19 protein-coding genes are annotated in these 17,253 nt (G+C 47.7%); all 19 read right to left on the minus strand.

Annotated elements, in window-relative coordinates:
• The coding region (locus PSI17_RS13535; protein WP_273552471.1) for an MFS transporter at positions 1-1,165 on the minus strand (1,165 nt) is incomplete at its 3' end.
• Positions 1,166-1,525: 360 nt separating this feature from the next.
• On the minus strand, positions 1,526-2,755 hold the full coding sequence (locus PSI17_RS13540) for a beta-ketoacyl-ACP synthase (RefSeq protein ID WP_273552487.1): 1,230 nt from the start codon (positions 2,753-2,755) through the stop codon (positions 1,526-1,528).
• 26 nt (positions 2,756-2,781) lie between these two features.
• The gene (locus PSI17_RS13545; protein ID WP_273552488.1) at positions 2,782-3,513 is read right to left on the minus strand and encodes a 3-ketoacyl-ACP reductase FabG2; all 732 of its coding nucleotides are present in this window, start codon (positions 3,511-3,513) and stop codon (positions 2,782-2,784) included.
• On the minus strand, positions 3,510-4,025 hold the full coding sequence (locus PSI17_RS13550; protein WP_273552472.1) for a hotdog family protein: 516 nt from the start codon (positions 4,023-4,025) through the stop codon (positions 3,510-3,512). Before PSI17_RS13550 ends, PSI17_RS13545 begins: the two co-directional genes overlap by 4 nt.
• Positions 4,025-5,209, minus strand: coding sequence for a beta-ketoacyl-[acyl-carrier-protein] synthase family protein (locus tag PSI17_RS13555; RefSeq protein WP_273552473.1), 1,185 nt, complete (start codon positions 5,207-5,209; stop codon positions 4,025-4,027). The genes PSI17_RS13550 and PSI17_RS13555 overlap by 1 nt, the downstream gene beginning before the upstream one ends.
• 3 nt (positions 5,210-5,212) lie before the next feature.
• Positions 5,213-5,776 (minus strand): DUF3261 domain-containing protein, encoded by a 564-nt coding sequence (locus PSI17_RS13560; protein ID WP_273552474.1) that lies wholly within the window; start codon positions 5,774-5,776, stop codon positions 5,213-5,215.
• Positions 5,773-8,097, minus strand: a complete 2,325-nt coding sequence (locus PSI17_RS13565; protein WP_273552475.1) for an MMPL family transporter — start codon at positions 8,095-8,097, stop codon at positions 5,773-5,775. Before PSI17_RS13565 ends, PSI17_RS13560 begins: the two co-directional genes overlap by 4 nt.
• A complete protein-coding gene (locus PSI17_RS13570; RefSeq protein WP_273552476.1) occupies positions 8,069-8,692 on the minus strand; it encodes a LolA family protein in 624 nt (207 codons plus the stop codon). Before PSI17_RS13570 ends, PSI17_RS13565 begins: the two co-directional genes overlap by 29 nt.
• Positions 8,689-9,111 (minus strand): acyl-CoA thioesterase, encoded by a 423-nt coding sequence (locus PSI17_RS13575; RefSeq protein WP_273552477.1) that lies wholly within the window; start codon positions 9,109-9,111, stop codon positions 8,689-8,691. The genes PSI17_RS13570 and PSI17_RS13575 overlap by 4 nt, the downstream gene beginning before the upstream one ends.
• Positions 9,112-9,115: 4 nt before the next feature.
• Complete coding sequence (locus PSI17_RS13580; protein WP_273552478.1) at positions 9,116-10,861, minus strand: glycosyltransferase family 2 protein; 1,746 nt, start codon at positions 10,859-10,861, stop codon at positions 9,116-9,118.
• Positions 10,852-11,211 carry an ApeI family dehydratase gene (locus PSI17_RS13585; protein ID WP_273552479.1) on the minus strand — a complete coding sequence of 120 codons (360 nt, stop codon included), beginning with the start codon at positions 11,209-11,211 and terminating at the stop codon, positions 10,852-10,854. The genes PSI17_RS13580 and PSI17_RS13585 overlap by 10 nt, the downstream gene beginning before the upstream one ends.
• Complete coding sequence (locus PSI17_RS13590) at positions 11,198-12,598, minus strand: AMP-binding protein (RefSeq protein WP_273552480.1); 1,401 nt, start codon at positions 12,596-12,598, stop codon at positions 11,198-11,200. Before PSI17_RS13590 ends, PSI17_RS13585 begins: the two co-directional genes overlap by 14 nt.
• Positions 12,595-13,161: a hypothetical protein gene (locus PSI17_RS13595; protein ID WP_273552481.1), complete on the minus strand. Its 567-nt coding sequence runs from the start codon at positions 13,159-13,161 to the stop codon at positions 12,595-12,597. Before PSI17_RS13595 ends, PSI17_RS13590 begins: the two co-directional genes overlap by 4 nt.
• 55 nt (positions 13,162-13,216) lie before the next feature.
• On the minus strand, positions 13,217-13,465 hold the full coding sequence (locus PSI17_RS13600; protein WP_071827286.1) for an acyl carrier protein: 249 nt from the start codon (positions 13,463-13,465) through the stop codon (positions 13,217-13,219).
• A 14-nt stretch (positions 13,466-13,479) separates the two neighbouring features.
• A complete protein-coding gene (locus PSI17_RS13605) occupies positions 13,480-13,737 on the minus strand; it encodes a phosphopantetheine-binding protein (protein ID WP_273552482.1) in 258 nt (85 codons plus the stop codon).
• Between the two features lie 18 nt (positions 13,738-13,755).
• Positions 13,756-14,547 (minus strand): lysophospholipid acyltransferase family protein, encoded by a 792-nt coding sequence (locus tag PSI17_RS13610; protein WP_273552483.1) that lies wholly within the window; start codon positions 14,545-14,547, stop codon positions 13,756-13,758.
• A gap of 1 nt (position 14,548) precedes the next feature.
• Positions 14,549-15,268 (minus strand): beta-ketoacyl synthase chain length factor, encoded by a 720-nt coding sequence (locus tag PSI17_RS13615; RefSeq protein WP_273552484.1) that lies wholly within the window; start codon positions 15,266-15,268, stop codon positions 14,549-14,551.
• A 13-nt stretch (positions 15,269-15,281) separates the two neighbouring features.
• Positions 15,282-16,355 (minus strand): methyltransferase, encoded by a 1,074-nt coding sequence (locus tag PSI17_RS13620; RefSeq protein ID WP_273552485.1) that lies wholly within the window; start codon positions 16,353-16,355, stop codon positions 15,282-15,284.
• A 108-nt stretch (positions 16,356-16,463) separates the two neighbouring features.
• A complete protein-coding gene (locus tag PSI17_RS13625) occupies positions 16,464-16,853 on the minus strand; it encodes a hypothetical protein (RefSeq protein ID WP_273552486.1) in 390 nt (129 codons plus the stop codon).
• Positions 16,854-17,253 lie beyond the last annotated feature (400 nt).

Here is a 17,253-nt window from a genome sequence, read left to right on the forward strand (position 1 = left end):
TTGCCAATACCCGGCCTTTGCGCTGCAAGCTCGCCAGCAGCATATAAAGCGCAGTTGCCAATAAGACAATAAAAAAGAAACTCATCAATCCATTATGCTGAATTTTAAAGTAATGCTGTAGCATAAAATGCCCTGCTACCAACGGACCCGTGGCGGAACCGATACTGTAACTTAACAACATGACTTGGCTTGCTGCCACAATATAGGACGCATCCAGCTTGTCACAAGCAAGGGTGATGGCAATGGGGTACAGAGCAAAGGATGACATTCCCAAAAGAGCCAGTGCCACTATCATGACAATATAATGTTCAAAGAGATAGGTCATTCCTACGGCGAAGACACCCAGTAATGACACGATTGCCAAGAGGAATGTCTTGCTCATGATGACAGATAGCTTGCTGATAATCGGCTGTATTACCATTCCGCCCAGAATAATGGCTGCCATCAGGATACCCACTTGATCCGTACTGAAATGGCCTTGGCTGAGTGATAAAGGCATCAAACCATAGATAGTACCCATAACAATACCCGACGTCATGCAGCCAACGATCGCGGGTTTGCTGAATTCGGTGATTTTTCTCAACGACATACTTTGATGGCGGAGTGCAGGAGGTTGCCCATGACGCACGAACAATGGAGGCAAAATAGCGGCAAACAGCAGTGCCGAAATCACCATAAAAGGGATCATCCCCTGAGTGCCGATAGGCCCAATCAATAACTGGCCTAAGGTTGTCCCACCGTAAAGGGACGTCATATAAAAACTCAGGCGCTTGGCGCGTTCTTTGGGGTTATCGCCAATCAACAACCAAGATTCGACCACGACAAAAACGCCGGCAACAGCCACGCCAGCCATACACCGCACAAGTAACCAGATTTCTTTATTGGGAAAAAACGGCAATGCAATAACGGTTACTGATAAAAGCAACAAAAAAACAATAAATGAAAGACGGTGACCTATCTTGGCGATAACAGGCTCAATCATCATAGAACCTATTAGTAAACCGACATAATAAGCACTGGCTAGCCAACTGGCATAAGTTGTATCAATGCTGAAACTTGCCATCGACAAAGGAATTAAGCTCATTAGGTAACCAGAAGCGATGGCAAAAACAGTCAAGCCAGAGACAGGTACAAAAGCACTGTCATTGTTGCGCAGCAGTTTCACTACTGTCGTCTCCACATCAAAAATAAGTCAGATATGCGCTGCTTCTCATCAAGATCTTGCCGAAAGGCGGCCAGGATATAGGCCAAGGACTGGAATATATCTTGGTGATTTAAGCAGTAGGTCAGTCACCCAATAACCTTGAGTGGTGCGGACTATAGCCTTTTCTCACAAAGAGATACAACGAGAAAAACTGATACTCAGGAGCGAAAAGATTTATGGAAAAAGGGAGTATAAAGGAACGATGACGATGAGGTTTCGACAAATGGTTTGGAGGCTCATGTCGCTACCAAAATGGATAATAAGCCTGACAAAGCACTGGCTTTTATCCGGTACTTTGTCAGCAGTCTTAAAACGCCAAAATTAGACCCAACGCCGGATCACAATCGAAGTATTGATCCCACCAAAGGCAAAGTTATTGCTTTGGATAAACTCGGTTTGGATTTTACGCGGCTGGTGGATAATATAATCCAACTCACCACAGGCGGGATCAATCTCGTTGAGATTGAGGGTTGGGGCAAACCAGCCTTCATTCATCATTTCCAGGCTTAACCATGCTTCAAGGGCGCCACAAGCCCCCAAGGTATGGCCGAAATAGCTTTTCAGTGAAGAGATAGGTGTTTGGCTGCCAAAAATATTGGCGGTGGCTTGGCTCTCTGCCACATCCCCCCGCTCGGTAGCAGTACCGTGGGCACTGATATAACCGATATCGGCTGGTTGCAAGCCGGCGGATTTCAGCGCTATTTCAATGCAGGTTTGCATCGTTTCAGATTTTGGCTGGGTAATGTGGGAAGCGTCACAATTAGTGGCAAATCCGATGATTTCACCATAAATTTTGGCACCACGGGCTTTGGCGTGTTCCAGTTCTTCAAGGATCAATGTCCCCGCCCCTTCACCAATCACCAGCCCGTCGCGATTAACATCAAACGGGGAAGGCGTGGTTTTGGGGGCCTCATTTCTCTGGCTGGTGGCGAATAGCGTATCAAATACTGCTGCTTCGGATGGGCACAGTTCTTCGGCTCCGCCTGCTACCATGACGGTTTGATAGCCATGGCGGATAGCTTCCCACGCATAACCAATCGCCTGACTACCGGATGTGCAAGCGCTTGAGGTGGGGATCACCCGGCCACGCAGACCAAAGAACAGACCGGTGTTGACGGCAGTGGTATGCGGCATCATCTGTACATAAGTCGTGCCCGTAATGTTATTGGTATGCTTTTCCGTCAGCATGGTTGCGAAGTCGCTGACTGGCTTGGTACTGCCTGTCGAAGAGCCATAGGCGATGCCGGTTTCTCCGTTGGTCAGTATGGGATCATCAAGTAAACCCGCCATCGCCAAGGCCAGTTCTGTGGCGCGTGTTGACATCAGGGAAACCCGTCCCATGGAACGAATGCGTTTGCGGGTATAGTGTTCGGGCAACATAAAATCCGTGACTGGCGCGCCGAGATGGGTATTTAGCCCGTCATATTCAGCCCATGTCGGCATCGGTTGAACGGCGTTGATACCCGCTTTTAATCCTGCGGAAACCGATAACCAATCATGTCCCAATGCGGTAATGCCGCCCATGCCTGTAATCACTACCCTGCGGGGCATTTCCTTATGGAGTGTCGCATTATGGTTCATAGCATCCCCCCGTTGATTGAAATGACCTGACGGGTCACATATCCTGCAATATCAGACATCAAATAACTGGCAAGACCCGCCACTTCATCCACTTGTCCCATGCGTTTCATTGGGATCATACTCATCGCTTCTTTCAAGGCTGTGTCTTCCATTTGAATCATGTCTGTCCCAATCAGGCCGGGTGCAATACAGTTTACCGTGATTTTTCTTTTCGCTAATTCGATTGCCAGCGCTTTTGTTGCCCCGATAATACCGGCTTTCGCTGCGCTGTAATTGACTTGCCCGCGGTTGCCCATCAAACCGGACACGGATGATAAGGTGATGATACGTCCTCCCTGACGGAGGCCGATCATCGGCATGACACAAGGATGAATGACATTGTAGAAGCCATCTAAATTGGTATGGATGACACTATCCCAGTCATTGCCTTCCAGTGCCGGAAAAGCCCCATCTTTGGCGATCCCGGCATTGCAGACGATGCCATAATAAGCACCGTGGGTTTCGATGTCTTTTTCCAGTATTTCACGGCAGGTGGTGCGATCTGAAACATCAAAATTCAGTATACGGCCACGGCCTCCGTTTGCCTGAATGTGTTCCAGTGTCTCTTTCGCGCCCTTGGCATCGCGGTGATAATGCACGATGACAGTAAAACCCTCCGTCGCCAGCCGGCAGGCAATCGCCCTGCCTATCCCTTTGCTGGCACCGGTCACGAGAACTGAACGCATTATGCTACTCCATCCTGTTGATTGATTAATTGTATGAGTTCTGTTTTGTCAGGTTGGTAGGTGTTCAGGCGGCCTGTCACCAGTACAGTACCATGACAACTGATTTCACCTTCAAAACTGCCAAATTTTTCATCTTGCAGTAATAAATTCATCTGAATATCCAGTACGCTGCCTTGTGTGAAAGCAGGTACTTGGCACCGTACTGCACGTCCGCCCAGTAACATGCCTAATGCGGAATCTGCTTCTTTTTTCTCTTTTCGGTGCCAGCCAGACCAGACACCGATGGTCTGGGCCATCATTTCAATGGCAAACCAACCCGGCAGGTGACCATCTTGATTGAGAAAGGGGGATAGCACACCGTCTTGGCTGACGGTGACCTGACAATGAACATGGTTGTCGGATACGTTGATCACGTGTTCCAGTAACACCATCGGTGCCTCATGGGGAAGATAACGATCTGCGGGTAAATAGCGATCTGCGGGTAAATAGCAATCTGCGGGTAAATAGTCAGGCATTAAGCAACTCCCAATATCAGGCTGGTATTGTTCCCGCCAAAGGCAAAAGAATTTGACATGACAACCGGTTTTTCCAGTGGTTGTGATTGGGTTAACAAACCACAAGCCGGCAGGGCGATATCGATGTTTGAGCGGGAAAAATCCTGTGCCGGTAGCGGTAAGTGACGTGCCAGCAGTAACCAGCAAAGCCCGGCTTCACAGGCACCTGCGGCACCAAGGGTATGACCCGTTAAATATTTGGTCGAACTGCATGGGATATTTTCACCAAAAATCTGATTGATAACGATCGACTCCATCTGGTCATTTAATTTCGTACCTGTGCCGTGCAGGTTGATATAACCTATCTCTGCCGGAGAAAGCCCGGCATTTTCCAGAGCCATATTGATCGCTTCAATCGCCCCTTTCCCTTCAGGATGAGGGGCTGACATATGCCATGCGTCACTGGATTCTCCCACACCAAGTAATGCTATCGGTTGAGGTTCTCGTGTTAGCAGCAGCAAGGTTGCGGCTTCTCCGATGGTGATGCCTTGGCGATCCTCACAAAAGGGTTCACACAAGGTCGGGGACAGGGATCCCAAGCTATCGAAACCATTGATTGGCATACGGCTCAATGTGTCCGCACCTCCCACAATGGCGGCATCCACCAGCCCCATTTCAATCAGGCGTTGACCCGTGATAATCGCTCGTGAACTGGATGAACAGGCGGTAGAGAGGGTAAATGCAGGCCCCTCAACAGCAAGGTAACGGGCAAGAAAGCGGGAAGGATCACCCAATTCTTGCTGGTAGTAGTGGTAATTGTGGCAATCGTGGTAAGACTCATCTGATTGCGGGTGGATGGTGCGGCTGACATGCTGATCCCCCTCATCAAGGCCAGATGTACTGGTGCCCATGATCACGGCGATGCGTTCCCGGCCGTGACGGGCGATGGCTTCGTCCACTTGGGGTTTTATTTGCATCAAGGCAGCCAGTAGCAAACGATTATTGCGGCTGTTGTGTTTAAACAGGGGGTCAGGCATGGCGGGCAATTCAGCGTCCACGCCCCCCAGACAGCAGGTTTTGTCAGGTTGTAACCAGCCGGGGCGCTCATACATGCCGGGGGCTTGGCCGAGTACGAGATTTTGCGCAATTTCATCCACATTATCGCCCAAGGCATTGAGCATACCCACGGCAGAAATATAAATCATGTTTTACTCTTCCAAATGCTGAATGGCGATGTCATAACCAAAAATGAACTGCTGGACGCGGATCGGGCGTCGTTTGCCATTTGGGGCATCATAATGAATTTCTGCGATTAATTTCCCATTTTTGTCATTTAGTTGGCGCAGATTATCACTGTCTTTAAGTTTCCAGCCATCGGGGAGTCGGCCCTGCCAAGCAGAAACAGGCCAATAACTGAGCATAATGTCGGCCAAAACTTGATTGGCGGGAGGAAGCTCCGGCAAGACAATGGACTGTTCGGTGTGGATACCCTGTTTGTCGTAATCCAATTTGAACAACCGGATACCCAGTGAAGAGAGTCCCGCCAGCGACAGGTGTTGTGCATTGGCGTTGAGCAGCACAATCAATGATTGTTGTTTGCCTTTTACGGTGACGGTTAACAGTTGCTGTTCATTAATCACAGGCGTTATCGTTGGCGCTGGCAATGAAACACGGACACCCGGTTTCAGCCACGCACTGGGGGTGCCATCTTGCGGAGAGTTCGTACAAGCTGCCAGCAGGCAGGTCAAGGACAGGATGAATAACCGTATCATGATTTCTTTTTCCTTTTTTGGCGTTCAGGCATGGCCAGCGGTGATAGCAGGAAAGCAGTCAAGATCCCGCTGCATAATACGATGCCAAAGCTACTGATGGCTTGGGTGCTGCTGAATACCAACATGCCCAGTGTGAGCAAGGTGGTACACATTGCCACGCTGATCGCCAGGAGTGAGGTCAGCGGTGTACCACGGGGATTGCTGAAAAACAGGCTGTAGTTGATGCCAATGCCAAGCACCAGCACCAGCGCCAATATTGAAAATAAGTTAAGGCTATGACCACTGAAACCGAGCATCGCCAGTCCACAGCCAAGGGATAGCAGTGACGGCAAGATGCTGAGGATACCGCGACGCAAGCCGAGTCGTACCAGATAACTGATGGCGATCAGCACAATAGAAGCGGCCAGCAACCCGCCAAGTAGGGTGCGGTAAAATTGAAACATCTCATCGAAAGCCAGCTTGCGATCCACCCAACTGACGCCTTCCTGTTTTTCTGCTAACCGGCGCATCAAAACGCTGTCTTTAACGCCGTTTACAGGTAGTAGCACACCGCTACGGCCATTTGGCAGGGTTATCCACATCAAGCGCCAGCCTTCACTGACGACACTGTTGAGCCAGTCATTTGGCGTGACTGTCATGGGATGAAGATCCGGCTGTTTGATTGCCAGCCCGGCTTCTGTCAGGCGCGCCATGATACTGGGTGTAGCGGCTTTGATCAGCTCAAGATCTCTGTGTTGTTGAACAAGAGAAGAGAGGGGAAATCGTTGATAATGGCTAATATTACCTTGCTGTTTTTCTGCCTCTAATTTAGGCATAAAGGATTCCAGCCGTTGCAACGTTTTTTCTGCGTCATCACCGTAAATAACGAACCATTTTTGATCGCTTCGTTGTCCGGTGAGTGTGGCAATGCGTTTTTCCTGTTGATGGATATCCTGTGGCAGCGCCTGTAATTGGGCAATATCATCATTGACTTGCAAACGGAACATGCCCAGTACCGCAAAAATTGCCAGCAGGGCAGGCAATCCCAGATAAAACCGCCGATTATGCCGCCATAACGCCAGCCAACGCATTAACATGATCATGGCGGGGACAGGGCGTACTGGCAGGCTTTTAACCAGTCGGGGATACCAACAGACGACGGTCAGGCAGGAAGCCGTCAAACCCGCCGCCGCGAACACCGCCAACTGGCGTAAGCCGGGGAAGGGGGCAAACATCATGATGAGATAGGCAATGACGGTGGTTGCCAATGCCATCAATAGGGTCGGCAAAACCTTCCGCATACTTTGCCACGGCGTCACTGCCTGACCATGTACCATACGCTCTGTGAGATAGTAAATGGCGTAGTCCGCGGAAATACCGATGATACTGACACTCATCACCAGCGTCATCAAATGAAGTTCGCCAAAGATCCCCAACGTCACCACCGTTCCTGCCAGCGCGCCGATACTGATGGATAGCACACACAGCAACAAAGGTCTCAGGGAGCGAAAAATACCGTAGATGAGTAGCAAGACACCCAGTACGGTAGCGCTGCCCAATGTTGAAATATCGTGTTTTGCCTGTTGGGTCGCGTAATCGCTGTAAAACAGGGTTCCGCGTGAAATTACTTCGGCGTCAGGAAATTGAGCTTGCAGCGATTGCTGCAATTGACTCAATTCAGTGACAGCGTGATGCCCTTGCTGCATGTCAAAGGACGCGCTTTTTAGTTCCCCGTGCAGTAAATACCAGCTTTTTCCGGCATGATCTTTGGCCACTAACCAGCCGTTCTGGAGCCGCAATTGGCTGGATGTCTGCTGGAGTGCCAGTTGTGAACCCCTGACCAGCATCAAGGGATCATGATTAAGTTCCTGCCCACTGACACCGGAAAATGCGGAATAGACCTGAGACAGAACCCAATTTGCTTGCTGATTGCCATCATCTGTCAGTCTGGCACGGGTAGCAGGATCGAGCATGGCATTACGGTGTTCATAGTAAAAACGTCCCCATTCTTGTTGCTGTTCTGCCGTCATGGGTCCTTTGACATTGGTCAGAAACGGTGCTTTTTGCAAATGCGCCAGCCAATACTGGGCGGGCGCGGCATCTTCTTTTTTCCCCGGACTGACCATCCATACCAATTGGCGATCAAGACGTTTCATGAACTCTTCTTGCAAAGCGGGGGGCATGTTTCCCGCACTTTGTGCCGGCAATAATGCCAGTACACTGGTGGACAGACGGGATTGAGGTAACAAGACTGCCATTAATATCAGCAGGATAGCGCATATTAGCAGCCAGAATAGTGCCAGCAGGCGCGGCTCAGAATTCGAAGTGTTGCTCTTCTTCATGACTCAGCGTCTCTGGTGTTAATCGGTGTTGGGTAAAAGCAAGCTCGGTACGATCACCTTGGCGATCCGTCAGTAAAATAACATCAAGGTTAGCCTGGCCGTTCAGCGTAATCGCCGTGAACAGTTTATCCAAAGGCGATGTTTTGGGTGTCAGTCCCAAGCGCCATTTTCCCTGCCCAAGATCATTAAATGCGAGGTTGAAATTTTCTTCCAGTACAGCACGATCGGCCTGAAACAGCGCCCGCATCAAATGGTTGAACTGAAACAGTTGTGGATTGGAATCGGCAGTGATCACTTGGGGTGTTTGCCCCGCCATCACTTGCACCATACGGTTGTCATCCAGTACCAATGTCAGTGGAAACGGTTTTTGCTGATGCCACCATAGTCCTTTATCTTGTGAAACCAGCATTTCACCGTTGGAAGACAGGGGTTGAGGCATACCCTGAATTTGTCGCACTTGGGTGAAGTGCGCCCTTACGGCGGGCTGGTGTGCGAACCGTTGTTGTAATTCCTCAAGGGTAATGGCGTGTGCCACGTTATTGAGTGTCATAAAACCGGCTGTCAGAAACAGCAGTATCCAGCGCCATTTTTTCATGGCTTGACCCCCATGCGTTCAAATAGAATGTCCGGGCTGACAAAGCTCATTTCCCGTGTTTCTTGAGAAACAGCGACCTGAATGGTATAGCCTGTGGTTGTTTTTTCGCCACTGGCGGCATCAAAAACCTGATAAGCAATTTTCAGGCGGTTCTCAAACTCTTCGATGGTGGCTCTGACACGTATTTTTTGTTCAAAGAGCACGGAGGCACGATATTTGATTTTGGCGTCAACGACGGGCCAAACATAGCCGGATCCACGCATTTCCCGATAACCATAATTGACTTGGTTCATCAGGGCTTCACGGGCAATTTCAAAATAGCGAAAGTAATTTCCATGCCAAACCACGCCCATGGGATCAGCATCATGAAATGGCACCGTTAATTCAACCTCGGCAGTAAAACGAGGATCAGTCAGCATTTTTTTATTCCTTATTTTTCCGGGCAGAATGTGTCCGGGCAGACGGTAATTGCCAAAAATCGAAAAAATTAAACCAATCCAGCGGGGATTGCAGGGCATAATGTTCCAATCGGGCAGCGTAGAGATCCACCGCTTGCTGCAACGCCTGCTCTCTTTGTTGACGTGGCAGTGCCAAGGGATTGGCAAAGTGCTCACAATAAATTTTGAATTGGTTATTTTGCCGGAGAGCGAATATTAACAGCACCGGGCAGCGCAACACCGAAGCTAGGATAAACGGCCCTTGCGGAAAAGGAGCCGGATAACCGAGAAATTGGCTCCATACAACACGCTGGGTGTTGGCTCGTGAAAGATTAACGGCAATCCGATCACCGACAATGGCCACCCATTCGCCGGCATCAATTTTTTCTTTCAATAAGATGGCGGTATCGGCACCGACATCCGTTACCGGCAATAAATTGATCCCCGCTTGTGGTGAAACTTCTTCAATGATCTGTTTGAAACGTTGGGCATGTTCAGTAAAAACCAGTGCATTGATCGTCTGTTTCCCCGCCCGTTGTGCCATTGCCCGGCAGACTTCAATATCCCCCAAATGTGAAACCAACAGCAGTTTCCCGCTTGCATCGCCATCTAAAAGCGTTTGTTCTGCTCCCTGCGCAAACACAATTTCTTTTCCCCATGTTAAGTCACCCCGCCAGCTTGCGATTTTATCCAGCATTGCCCTGCCGAAACGCAGGTAGTGGCGATAACTATTGAGGTCTTGGGGAATAGCGATGCCCTTGTGTTGCAAGGTCTGTTTCAGTCGCTCAAGGTATTGGCGAGAGGCCTGTCGCTGTGGTCCACCCGTCGCCCAGAAATAGCCAACAACCGGGTAAAGCAGACACTCAAAGGGTTTGCGTCCGAACCATCGATAAACGGCCAGCATGAACTTCATGCCAAGCAGCCCCTTGCGTTCTTGAATATCTGACCAGTGACGGTGATTGCCCCATAATTTCTTGCGCCACAATTTTTTGCGCCACAATAATGAAGGAATGCGTGGCAACATGCCGAGAAACAGGCGGGTGTGCATCCATGAGATACTGAGGTTATCCCTCAAGGCATCGAAATGAGACAGGCCATTTTCAGGATAAGTGACTTTTGTCGGCACAAATTGACTTTCTGTTCCCTGCCAATAGAGCCGCACCATGATTTCGATATCAAAATCCATGCGACGGCCAACCTCTTTGTTCGCCAGCAGTTGTTGTGTCGGTGCCAATGGATAAACACGAAAACCACACATACTGTCTTTGATAGATAAAGACAGCGTTTCTATCCAAACCCAAAAATGGGTGATATAGCGGCCATAAAGGCGGGATTTTGGCACGGAAACATCATATTTCGGCCGGCCGGAAATTAAGTGATTGGGGTACTGCTGTGCTTTTGCCAAAAACAGGGGGATATCTTCAAGGCAATGCTGACCATCCGCATCAACTTGTAAAGCATGGCTATACCCTGAATCTGCGGCTGCCCGCATGCCTGCCATGACTGCCCCACCCTTGCCCTGATTATGTTCAAGGCGGATAAGCGTGACATTCGGCGTGGATTTTGCCAAATCTTCAAGGCGATGTTGTGTTTCTGGTTCACTGCCATCATCGACGATAAAACAGTGGAGATGGTAAGGGGATAATCTTTCCAGTACCGCCGGCATGGTTTTGCCGTGGTTATAACAAGGAATAACCACGCAGGGCGTAATTGTATTCACGCTCAACGACATAACTTTATCTTTCCTTGGCTTGCAGTCTGGCCTTCGCTGCCGTTCTGGGTGTACAGGTCATAATGGAAGGTCAGCAGGTGTTTCTTTTCATCCCAGTTGATTTTCAACAACAGCGTGTTGCCGGGTTGCAAGGGAAACTGGAATTTCACCATTTCAATCGAAGAAAAAGACCAGCCGGGTGCCAGCAAGGTTTGGGCATACTGCATGACCCAATCAATTTGAGCCACACCCGGCAGAAGGGGTTGCACGGGAAAGTGCCCCCGGAACCAATCCAAATTGGGGTCTAAATACAGTTGTATGATGGCCTCATTTTGAGCAGGTTGCTCGCGGTGAATTTCAATGGGTTTCATTAAATAACTCCTGTAATGCAGGCCATGAGCGCTTGCTTTGGGCATTCAAGGGAATGGTTTCGACGACTCGCCAATAACGTGGTAATGCGACAGATTCCAGCCAAGGCTTTAACTGGTGACGCCAGTTTTTTGTCAGCCCGCGAATGCCTTGCTGCTGATAATGTTGGTAGGTTTCGTGTTCTAACACGACTACCGCCCCAATGTGATTGCGTGAACCCCGATGAATGGGCAATACAACCGCGTCAGTGATCCCGGAAATTTCACACAGGCGGCGTTCGATTTCTGACAGGGAAATGCGTTTTTCTTCAATTTTCACCAGACGATCCCGGCGCCCCAATAAGGCAAAGTGACCTTGGTCATCGAAGACCAACTGATCGTCCAGAACCAGACCAGAGGGATCAGGCAGCAGGGAAGAATAGACGTGTACCCCCTCCTGGGCATCTTCCCGGAATGAAACGCCTGCAAATGTCGTCCAGATCTCGTTGTCCGTTTTACGGCTTCGCCAGGCCATAATGCCTGTTTCAGTACAGCCATAAATTTCATGGGGAAGCGTGTTGAGCCACTGGGTTGCTCGTTGTGCATAGGCAAAATGCAAAGGCCCACCCGCAGAGACAACAAAAATGCAATCAGGGGCGGGAAGTTTATCATCCAGCCGTTGCAGAAAAGCGGGGCTACTGATCAGTGCACAACGCGGGCTATTGGTCAGTTGTTCGGGAAATTCCACCCTCTTGCGATCGAAGGGTAACCCCAGTGACATTGGCAACCAGATGCGGAAAGTCAGACCATACAAATGCTGGTGGCTGACCGAGGATCTGACAACGCAGGATTGCAGCTTATCGCCCCACAGGGAAGCCAGCCATTGGGATTCAAGATCCATGACTGCCACGGGTTTGAGTACTTGTTGGGGAGTGCCCGTTGAACCCGACGTGAACATCACTAAAGTGGCATCCGGTGAGATAGCGGGTAATGTGATGTTAAATGAGGTTTTTTCTGTAGCATCACGCACTGGATCTGAGGATGTGACCTGCCAGCAAGGGCAGGACAAGGTCAGGGGCAGATCCGTCAATACACCATCAAACAGAGGTTGCTGCTCCTGCAATTGAGCTTCGCGGCAATGGCCCGGAATAACCGGGGTTTTTCCGGCATACAGTGTTGCCAGCAGCGCGACACAGAAGTCATAACTGTCGTCAAAACACAGTGCCCAGCGGGAAGCAGCGTGCAGGTTTTGCAGGCGTAGATATAACGCGGTGACATCCTGCCGGAGTTTATTCAGGCTGATAGTATGATCGATCGTATGATCCCCCCAACTGACTAGCCTGTTGGGGCAATGATCTTCTGATAGCCATTGGGATAGGGATCGCCATTGGGAGATAGATTGTGCTTTCATCGTTTTTTTACCCGTTGGCGTACCAGCCATTCAATGGAAATGAGCAATCCAATTAAGAGATAACTCACCATTCCGTTCCACAATGTCCATAAAGTCATATCGTTATACAGGCAAGTTCCCAGTGCGATTGCACCATTGAACATAAAGAACAGGCACCAGAGGTAAGTGACTTTACGTGTATAGAGAATACCTTTTGGGGGTAAATCAGGCTCTTTGATACGCGCCATCCTTTCAATGATCGGTGGCCCGTAACGCAATGAGCTGCTGAACAGGATCAGAAAAATAGCATTAACGACCACGGGGTAGTACATAAGAAGTTGGTGGCTGCGCAGAAATAAACTGGCCAGACCCAAGATTATTCCTGCTATGGACAAGACCCAGCCGGTTTTCTGCTGACTGTGAGCCTGATGTCTGCTTAACAATAATCGCAAAACAAAAAACAGAATAATGACGATTAACATGGCATGAAATTGCCCATAGTTAACCATCGCACAAACCAAAAAAGGCCAGGCGATTAACATGACGGCATTGGCAATACGGAGCAATAAAATCAATAACTTCAATTAACTACCCAAATGTTTGCTGTTTGTTTCTGCTTTGCTGATGGTTTATTGCTGATTATTGCTCTTTCAACAACTGTTCCACCGCATCGACGACATCTTGTACGGTACGGACAGATTTGAATGCTTCAGGTTTGATTTTGCGTCCGGTTTTCTTCTGTAAGTGGACAACCATATCAACGGCATCAATACTATCGAGTTCCAGATCTTCATAGAGTCGTGATTCAGGCGTAATGTCTTCGGCAGACAGCTCAAATAACTGAACCAATAGTTGGGAAACTTCCTGAAAAATTTTTTGTTTTTCCATGATGACACCTGTTCTTATGCTTGCTGTGACTGGATGTAAGCAGCCAGTGTGGCGACAGAAGTGAAGTGTTGACGCATCTTTTCACTTTCAGAGGATAATACGATGCCATAGCGATTTTTCACTGCCAGCCCCAGTTCCAGGGCATCGATTGAATCTAAGCCCAAGCCATCGCCAAACAGGGGAGCGTTGGCATCAATATCCGCAGGTGTAAGATCTTCCAGATTCAGGGTGTCTATAATTAATTGTTTTATTTCAATATATAACTCTTGCATCATTGTATCCGATATCTATTAGTTTGACGGTGTTAGTAATTGGGTCAGATGGCGATTGAGTTGGCGGGCAGCGATGGCATGCCCGTTTTCTGTATCAACCGCAAAATTTGCATTGGTGAGTTGTTCACCAATCGTGATCGTATAAATGGGTTTTTTCGGTGGGATTTGATACCACTTGCTTTTTTTATCCAGCATCGTCTGGCTGCAAGTAATATGGATGATCCGTAAATCGCACTCACAACGCACAGCGATATTGGCGGCACCACGTTGAAGTGAAATGGGGTGGCCGGGTGTTGTGCGGGTGCCTTCTGGAAAAATCAGGATATTGTGACCCGAAACCAGTCGCTCGCGGCAGGCAGGCAGCAAAGTTTCTGCATCACTGTTGATCAGGTAACGTGCAGAACGGATTGCGCCGCTGACAAAAGGGTTGCGCAGCAGTGCTGATTTTATGATGCAATCCACATCGGGCAGTTTCGATGCCAGAATGACGTAATCCAGCAAGCTCGGGTGATTAGCCACAATCAAACAACCTTTATCGGTACGGACTTTATCTAAGCCATTGAAATGGTAATTCAGTACACCTAATTTTCTGGTCAAAAAAAGGAACAGACGAAAACTGAATGAAATGCTATGACGTGCAAGGTGGCAGCGTTTATCTTCATTGCGTTGAAAAACCAGCAATAAATTAAACCAAATAAGGGAAAGCAGTAACCCACCCACACCAAACAGGGCAAAACAAAATCCGGTCATGAGTAGACGCCAGATCCAGTTAATGCGCTCAGTGATATTGACTGAAATCCTTTTCATCATCTTATCGGCTCCAATTCCACTGACAATGATCCCCTGAGACAACGAAATTCTGTTCACCTCGTAACCAGCCATGAAGAAACTGGAGGCTTTGGGGAAGACGGGATTCTGTCTCTGCGGAAGACTGTTTTGTACAGCTCAAACCAGATCCTTGCTCCAACAGCAGGGCGACCGCAAATGGATAGGTTGAGGTATTGGCATCGATGACATTGTGATAAAAACCGGGGAGTTCACCCTCAAAATCGACAAATAAGACTTTGTGATGACCTGCATGGAGCAATGTCAAGGCTTCAAACAACCCTTGCTGGAAACTGTCAATACCTGCCGAAACGGAAGAGGAAACCAGAGGTGCCTTAGCGACAATGGTTAAATTTCCTACAGAGGAGTTATGAACTGACATGGCAAAATTAGTTGGCGAAATACTCTCTTGTTGCGCCAAATTTTGCAGTATCTGGTAATTGCGCTCCAACTCGCCATGACGGCTGGTATAGACAATGGCATCGACTTGATTGCGCCGCAGGATGCTTAAGCCACAGTCCACGGCAAGGCGACTGCCGGAGCTTAAGCGACGGGCTGTCATCATCGGTAATTGGGCACATTTTTCTAATGGCCGTGATTTATCAATAGCGGCGGGTAATGTCGCAGACCATTCTTTCCACTCTTCAGTAAGAGAAATCCCCGGGGCGATGGCTTGCCAGTCTGTAATATCCAATGTCAATTTCATGAAATACCGTTCGTTACTGCTTCTTGCAGATCAGTAATGTATGGCCCAGTCCTAACTGATCAATTTGGTTTTCTATTACCAATCCAGCCTTATTAAGGAATTGGGTAAAATCATCAATGCTGTAAAAACGACTATTACCATTTGCCATACAAGTAAAATAGAGCGAGGTCGCATTAAGGCTATAAGCTGCTGCTTCAAAAGGCTGGCAGTCCCAAAACAGTTCCATGATGCAAATTCGTGCATCAGGTTTCATGGCTGCGGAGATCTTGCGTAAGATGCCTATGATTTGAGCTTCGGAAAAACAATCCAAGAATTGGCTCATCCACCAAATATCTGCTTCTGTGGGTAAATTGTTATCCGATAGCATGTCAACAGGATAGCCAAAAATACGATCAGCCATACCTTGGCTGCGTATATTTTCTTCAGCCAATTTTATTTGCTGGGGTAAATCCAGAATAGTGACGCTGACTTTACTGTCATATTGGCAGCAGCGCAATGCCCATTTTCCTGTATTGCCACCGACATCATAGATCACTTTAGGAACCATGGAAAAAACCGTTTTCAACGCGGCGCTAAAGGCGGAGTCAGAATAAAAATGGTCAAATGAAAACCAACTTGTTTTTGCAGGTTCAGGCAATTGGCTGAGGGCAGGGTAAATCGTTGGCCATTCACCGAACACTTTCAATCCGGCAGGCTTATTTTTCAGAAGAGATTCTTTCAGGTGAAATAACCCTTGATAACAAACGTCTTGAGTGAAATCCATATTGACGCGGGTCATCTTGTCATGTATCAAATAATGACCAATCTTGCTGATGAAATAACGGTCATCTTGTTTAATAATAATTCTGCCACTTAATCCCATATCTAGCAAAATACCCACACCGTAGCTGTCTAACTCGGAATTTCTGCAAATCTCATCTTTGGTTGCACCATTTTTAGGGTTTTTATCCAAGAAAGACAGGATCCCGCAATCGCGCAGTCCAATTGCAGTTTGAAATAGCATAGGGGCGAAAGCAATGCGTTGAGCCTCTGTAATCGCCTCAAGTGCACTGAGTTCATCTTTGTCATAATTATAGGGTGCAGTCATATATCCAGATATCCGATATGTAGCATATAGCCAGAAAGTATATTGATAAACTCAAGCCTATCTCGTCAGGATGTTTTCGTTTATCGGGATAGGCTTTAACGTTGATGTTTATTGATTAGCCAGCAGGGATAAATTTAACTGAATGTCTTTATCCAGGTTGTTAACCCAACGGTTATAGTTACGGTGAATTTTTCCGTTATTTTCTCTTAGGTTATGGCTGGTGACATAATTGATAGAGTAGTTCTTGACGGTATAGTTGATACGTATTTTGACGTCATGCTCCCGATTTTTCAGGAAGCCATCAATAACGCCGGGAGAGACTTCTGCCATTATCCATTTGCGTTTCTTACCCGCTTCCAAAATCGCTTTCTTCACGGAAGGTAGGGCGTTTTGGGTCATGATAGTGGTTTGGGGAGTTAATATTGGCACGTTACGAGCACAACCCGCGAGCGTGACGACGCAAGCCAGACTGATTAATAGCTTATGTGAAGTTTTCATTATTTTCTCTTATTAGATGAAACGATATAGATTGTAAGATAGTGATGTTACGCAAAATAGTTTAAATAAATTCTTACAAGACTGCTACATCTATCATTTCATTATGGATTTCAGTGAAGGTTTCTCCAAATCCTATTCGATTTTATCTCTATTTTTCATTAAATTTTAGGGATTATCAACTGCAATATTATATATTTATATTTATTTAATCTATTGGTTTTAAATTAGGTAGATGATATTAATCTCGGGATCTCCAATTATATCATTTTGGTAAATGACAAATTTTGGCGGTATTTGTCGTCTGAATATACATTTTGTAAATTAGGTGATAAAAAGCCTGTTAATGATTACTTTGGTTATTGATGATATTAATTGAAACAGTTTGGATCAAAGGTCGATC

The organism is Xenorhabdus sp. IM139775 (genome assembly GCF_028598745.1).
Classification (GTDB): Bacteria; Pseudomonadota; Gammaproteobacteria; order Enterobacterales; family Enterobacteriaceae; genus Xenorhabdus.

Bases quoted from the DNA above. Each gene is read 5' to 3' on its own strand.
- PSI17_RS13540 (WP_273552487.1), bottom strand. From the start codon at position 2,755: ATGCCCCGCAGGGTAGTGATTACAGGCATGGGCGGCATTACCGCATTG.
- PSI17_RS13550 (WP_273552472.1), bottom strand. From the start codon at position 4,025: ATGCCTGACTATTTACCCGCAGATTGCTATTTACCCGCAGATCGCTAT.
- PSI17_RS13555 (WP_273552473.1), bottom strand. From the start codon at position 5,209: ATGATTTATATTTCTGCCGTGGGTATGCTCAATGCCTTGGGCGATAAT.
- PSI17_RS13560 (WP_273552474.1), bottom strand. From the start codon at position 5,776: ATGATACGGTTATTCATCCTGTCCTTGACCTGCCTGCTGGCAGCTTGT.
- PSI17_RS13565 (WP_273552475.1), bottom strand. From the start codon at position 8,097: ATGAAGAAGAGCAACACTTCGAATTCTGAGCCGCGCCTGCTGGCACTA.
- PSI17_RS13570 (WP_273552476.1), bottom strand. From the start codon at position 8,692: ATGAAAAAATGGCGCTGGATACTGCTGTTTCTGACAGCCGGTTTTATG.
- PSI17_RS13575 (WP_273552477.1), bottom strand. From the start codon at position 9,111: ATGCTGACTGATCCTCGTTTTACTGCCGAGGTTGAATTAACGGTGCCA.
- PSI17_RS13580 (WP_273552478.1), bottom strand. From the start codon at position 10,861: ATGTCGTTGAGCGTGAATACAATTACGCCCTGCGTGGTTATTCCTTGT.
- PSI17_RS13585 (WP_273552479.1), bottom strand. From the start codon at position 11,211: ATGAAACCCATTGAAATTCACCGCGAGCAACCTGCTCAAAATGAGGCC.
- PSI17_RS13590 (WP_273552480.1), bottom strand. From the start codon at position 12,598: ATGAAAGCACAATCTATCTCCCAATGGCGATCCCTATCCCAATGGCTA.
- PSI17_RS13600 (WP_071827286.1), bottom strand. From the start codon at position 13,465: ATGGAAAAACAAAAAATTTTTCAGGAAGTTTCCCAACTATTGGTTCAG.
- PSI17_RS13605 (WP_273552482.1), bottom strand. From the start codon at position 13,737: ATGCAAGAGTTATATATTGAAATAAAACAATTAATTATAGACACCCTG.
- PSI17_RS13610 (WP_273552483.1), bottom strand. From the start codon at position 14,547: ATGATGAAAAGGATTTCAGTCAATATCACTGAGCGCATTAACTGGATC.
- PSI17_RS13615 (WP_273552484.1), bottom strand. From the start codon at position 15,268: ATGAAATTGACATTGGATATTACAGACTGGCAAGCCATCGCCCCGGGG.
- PSI17_RS13620 (WP_273552485.1), bottom strand. From the start codon at position 16,355: ATGACTGCACCCTATAATTATGACAAAGATGAACTCAGTGCACTTGAG.
- PSI17_RS13625 (WP_273552486.1), bottom strand. From the start codon at position 16,853: ATGAAAACTTCACATAAGCTATTAATCAGTCTGGCTTGCGTCGTCACG.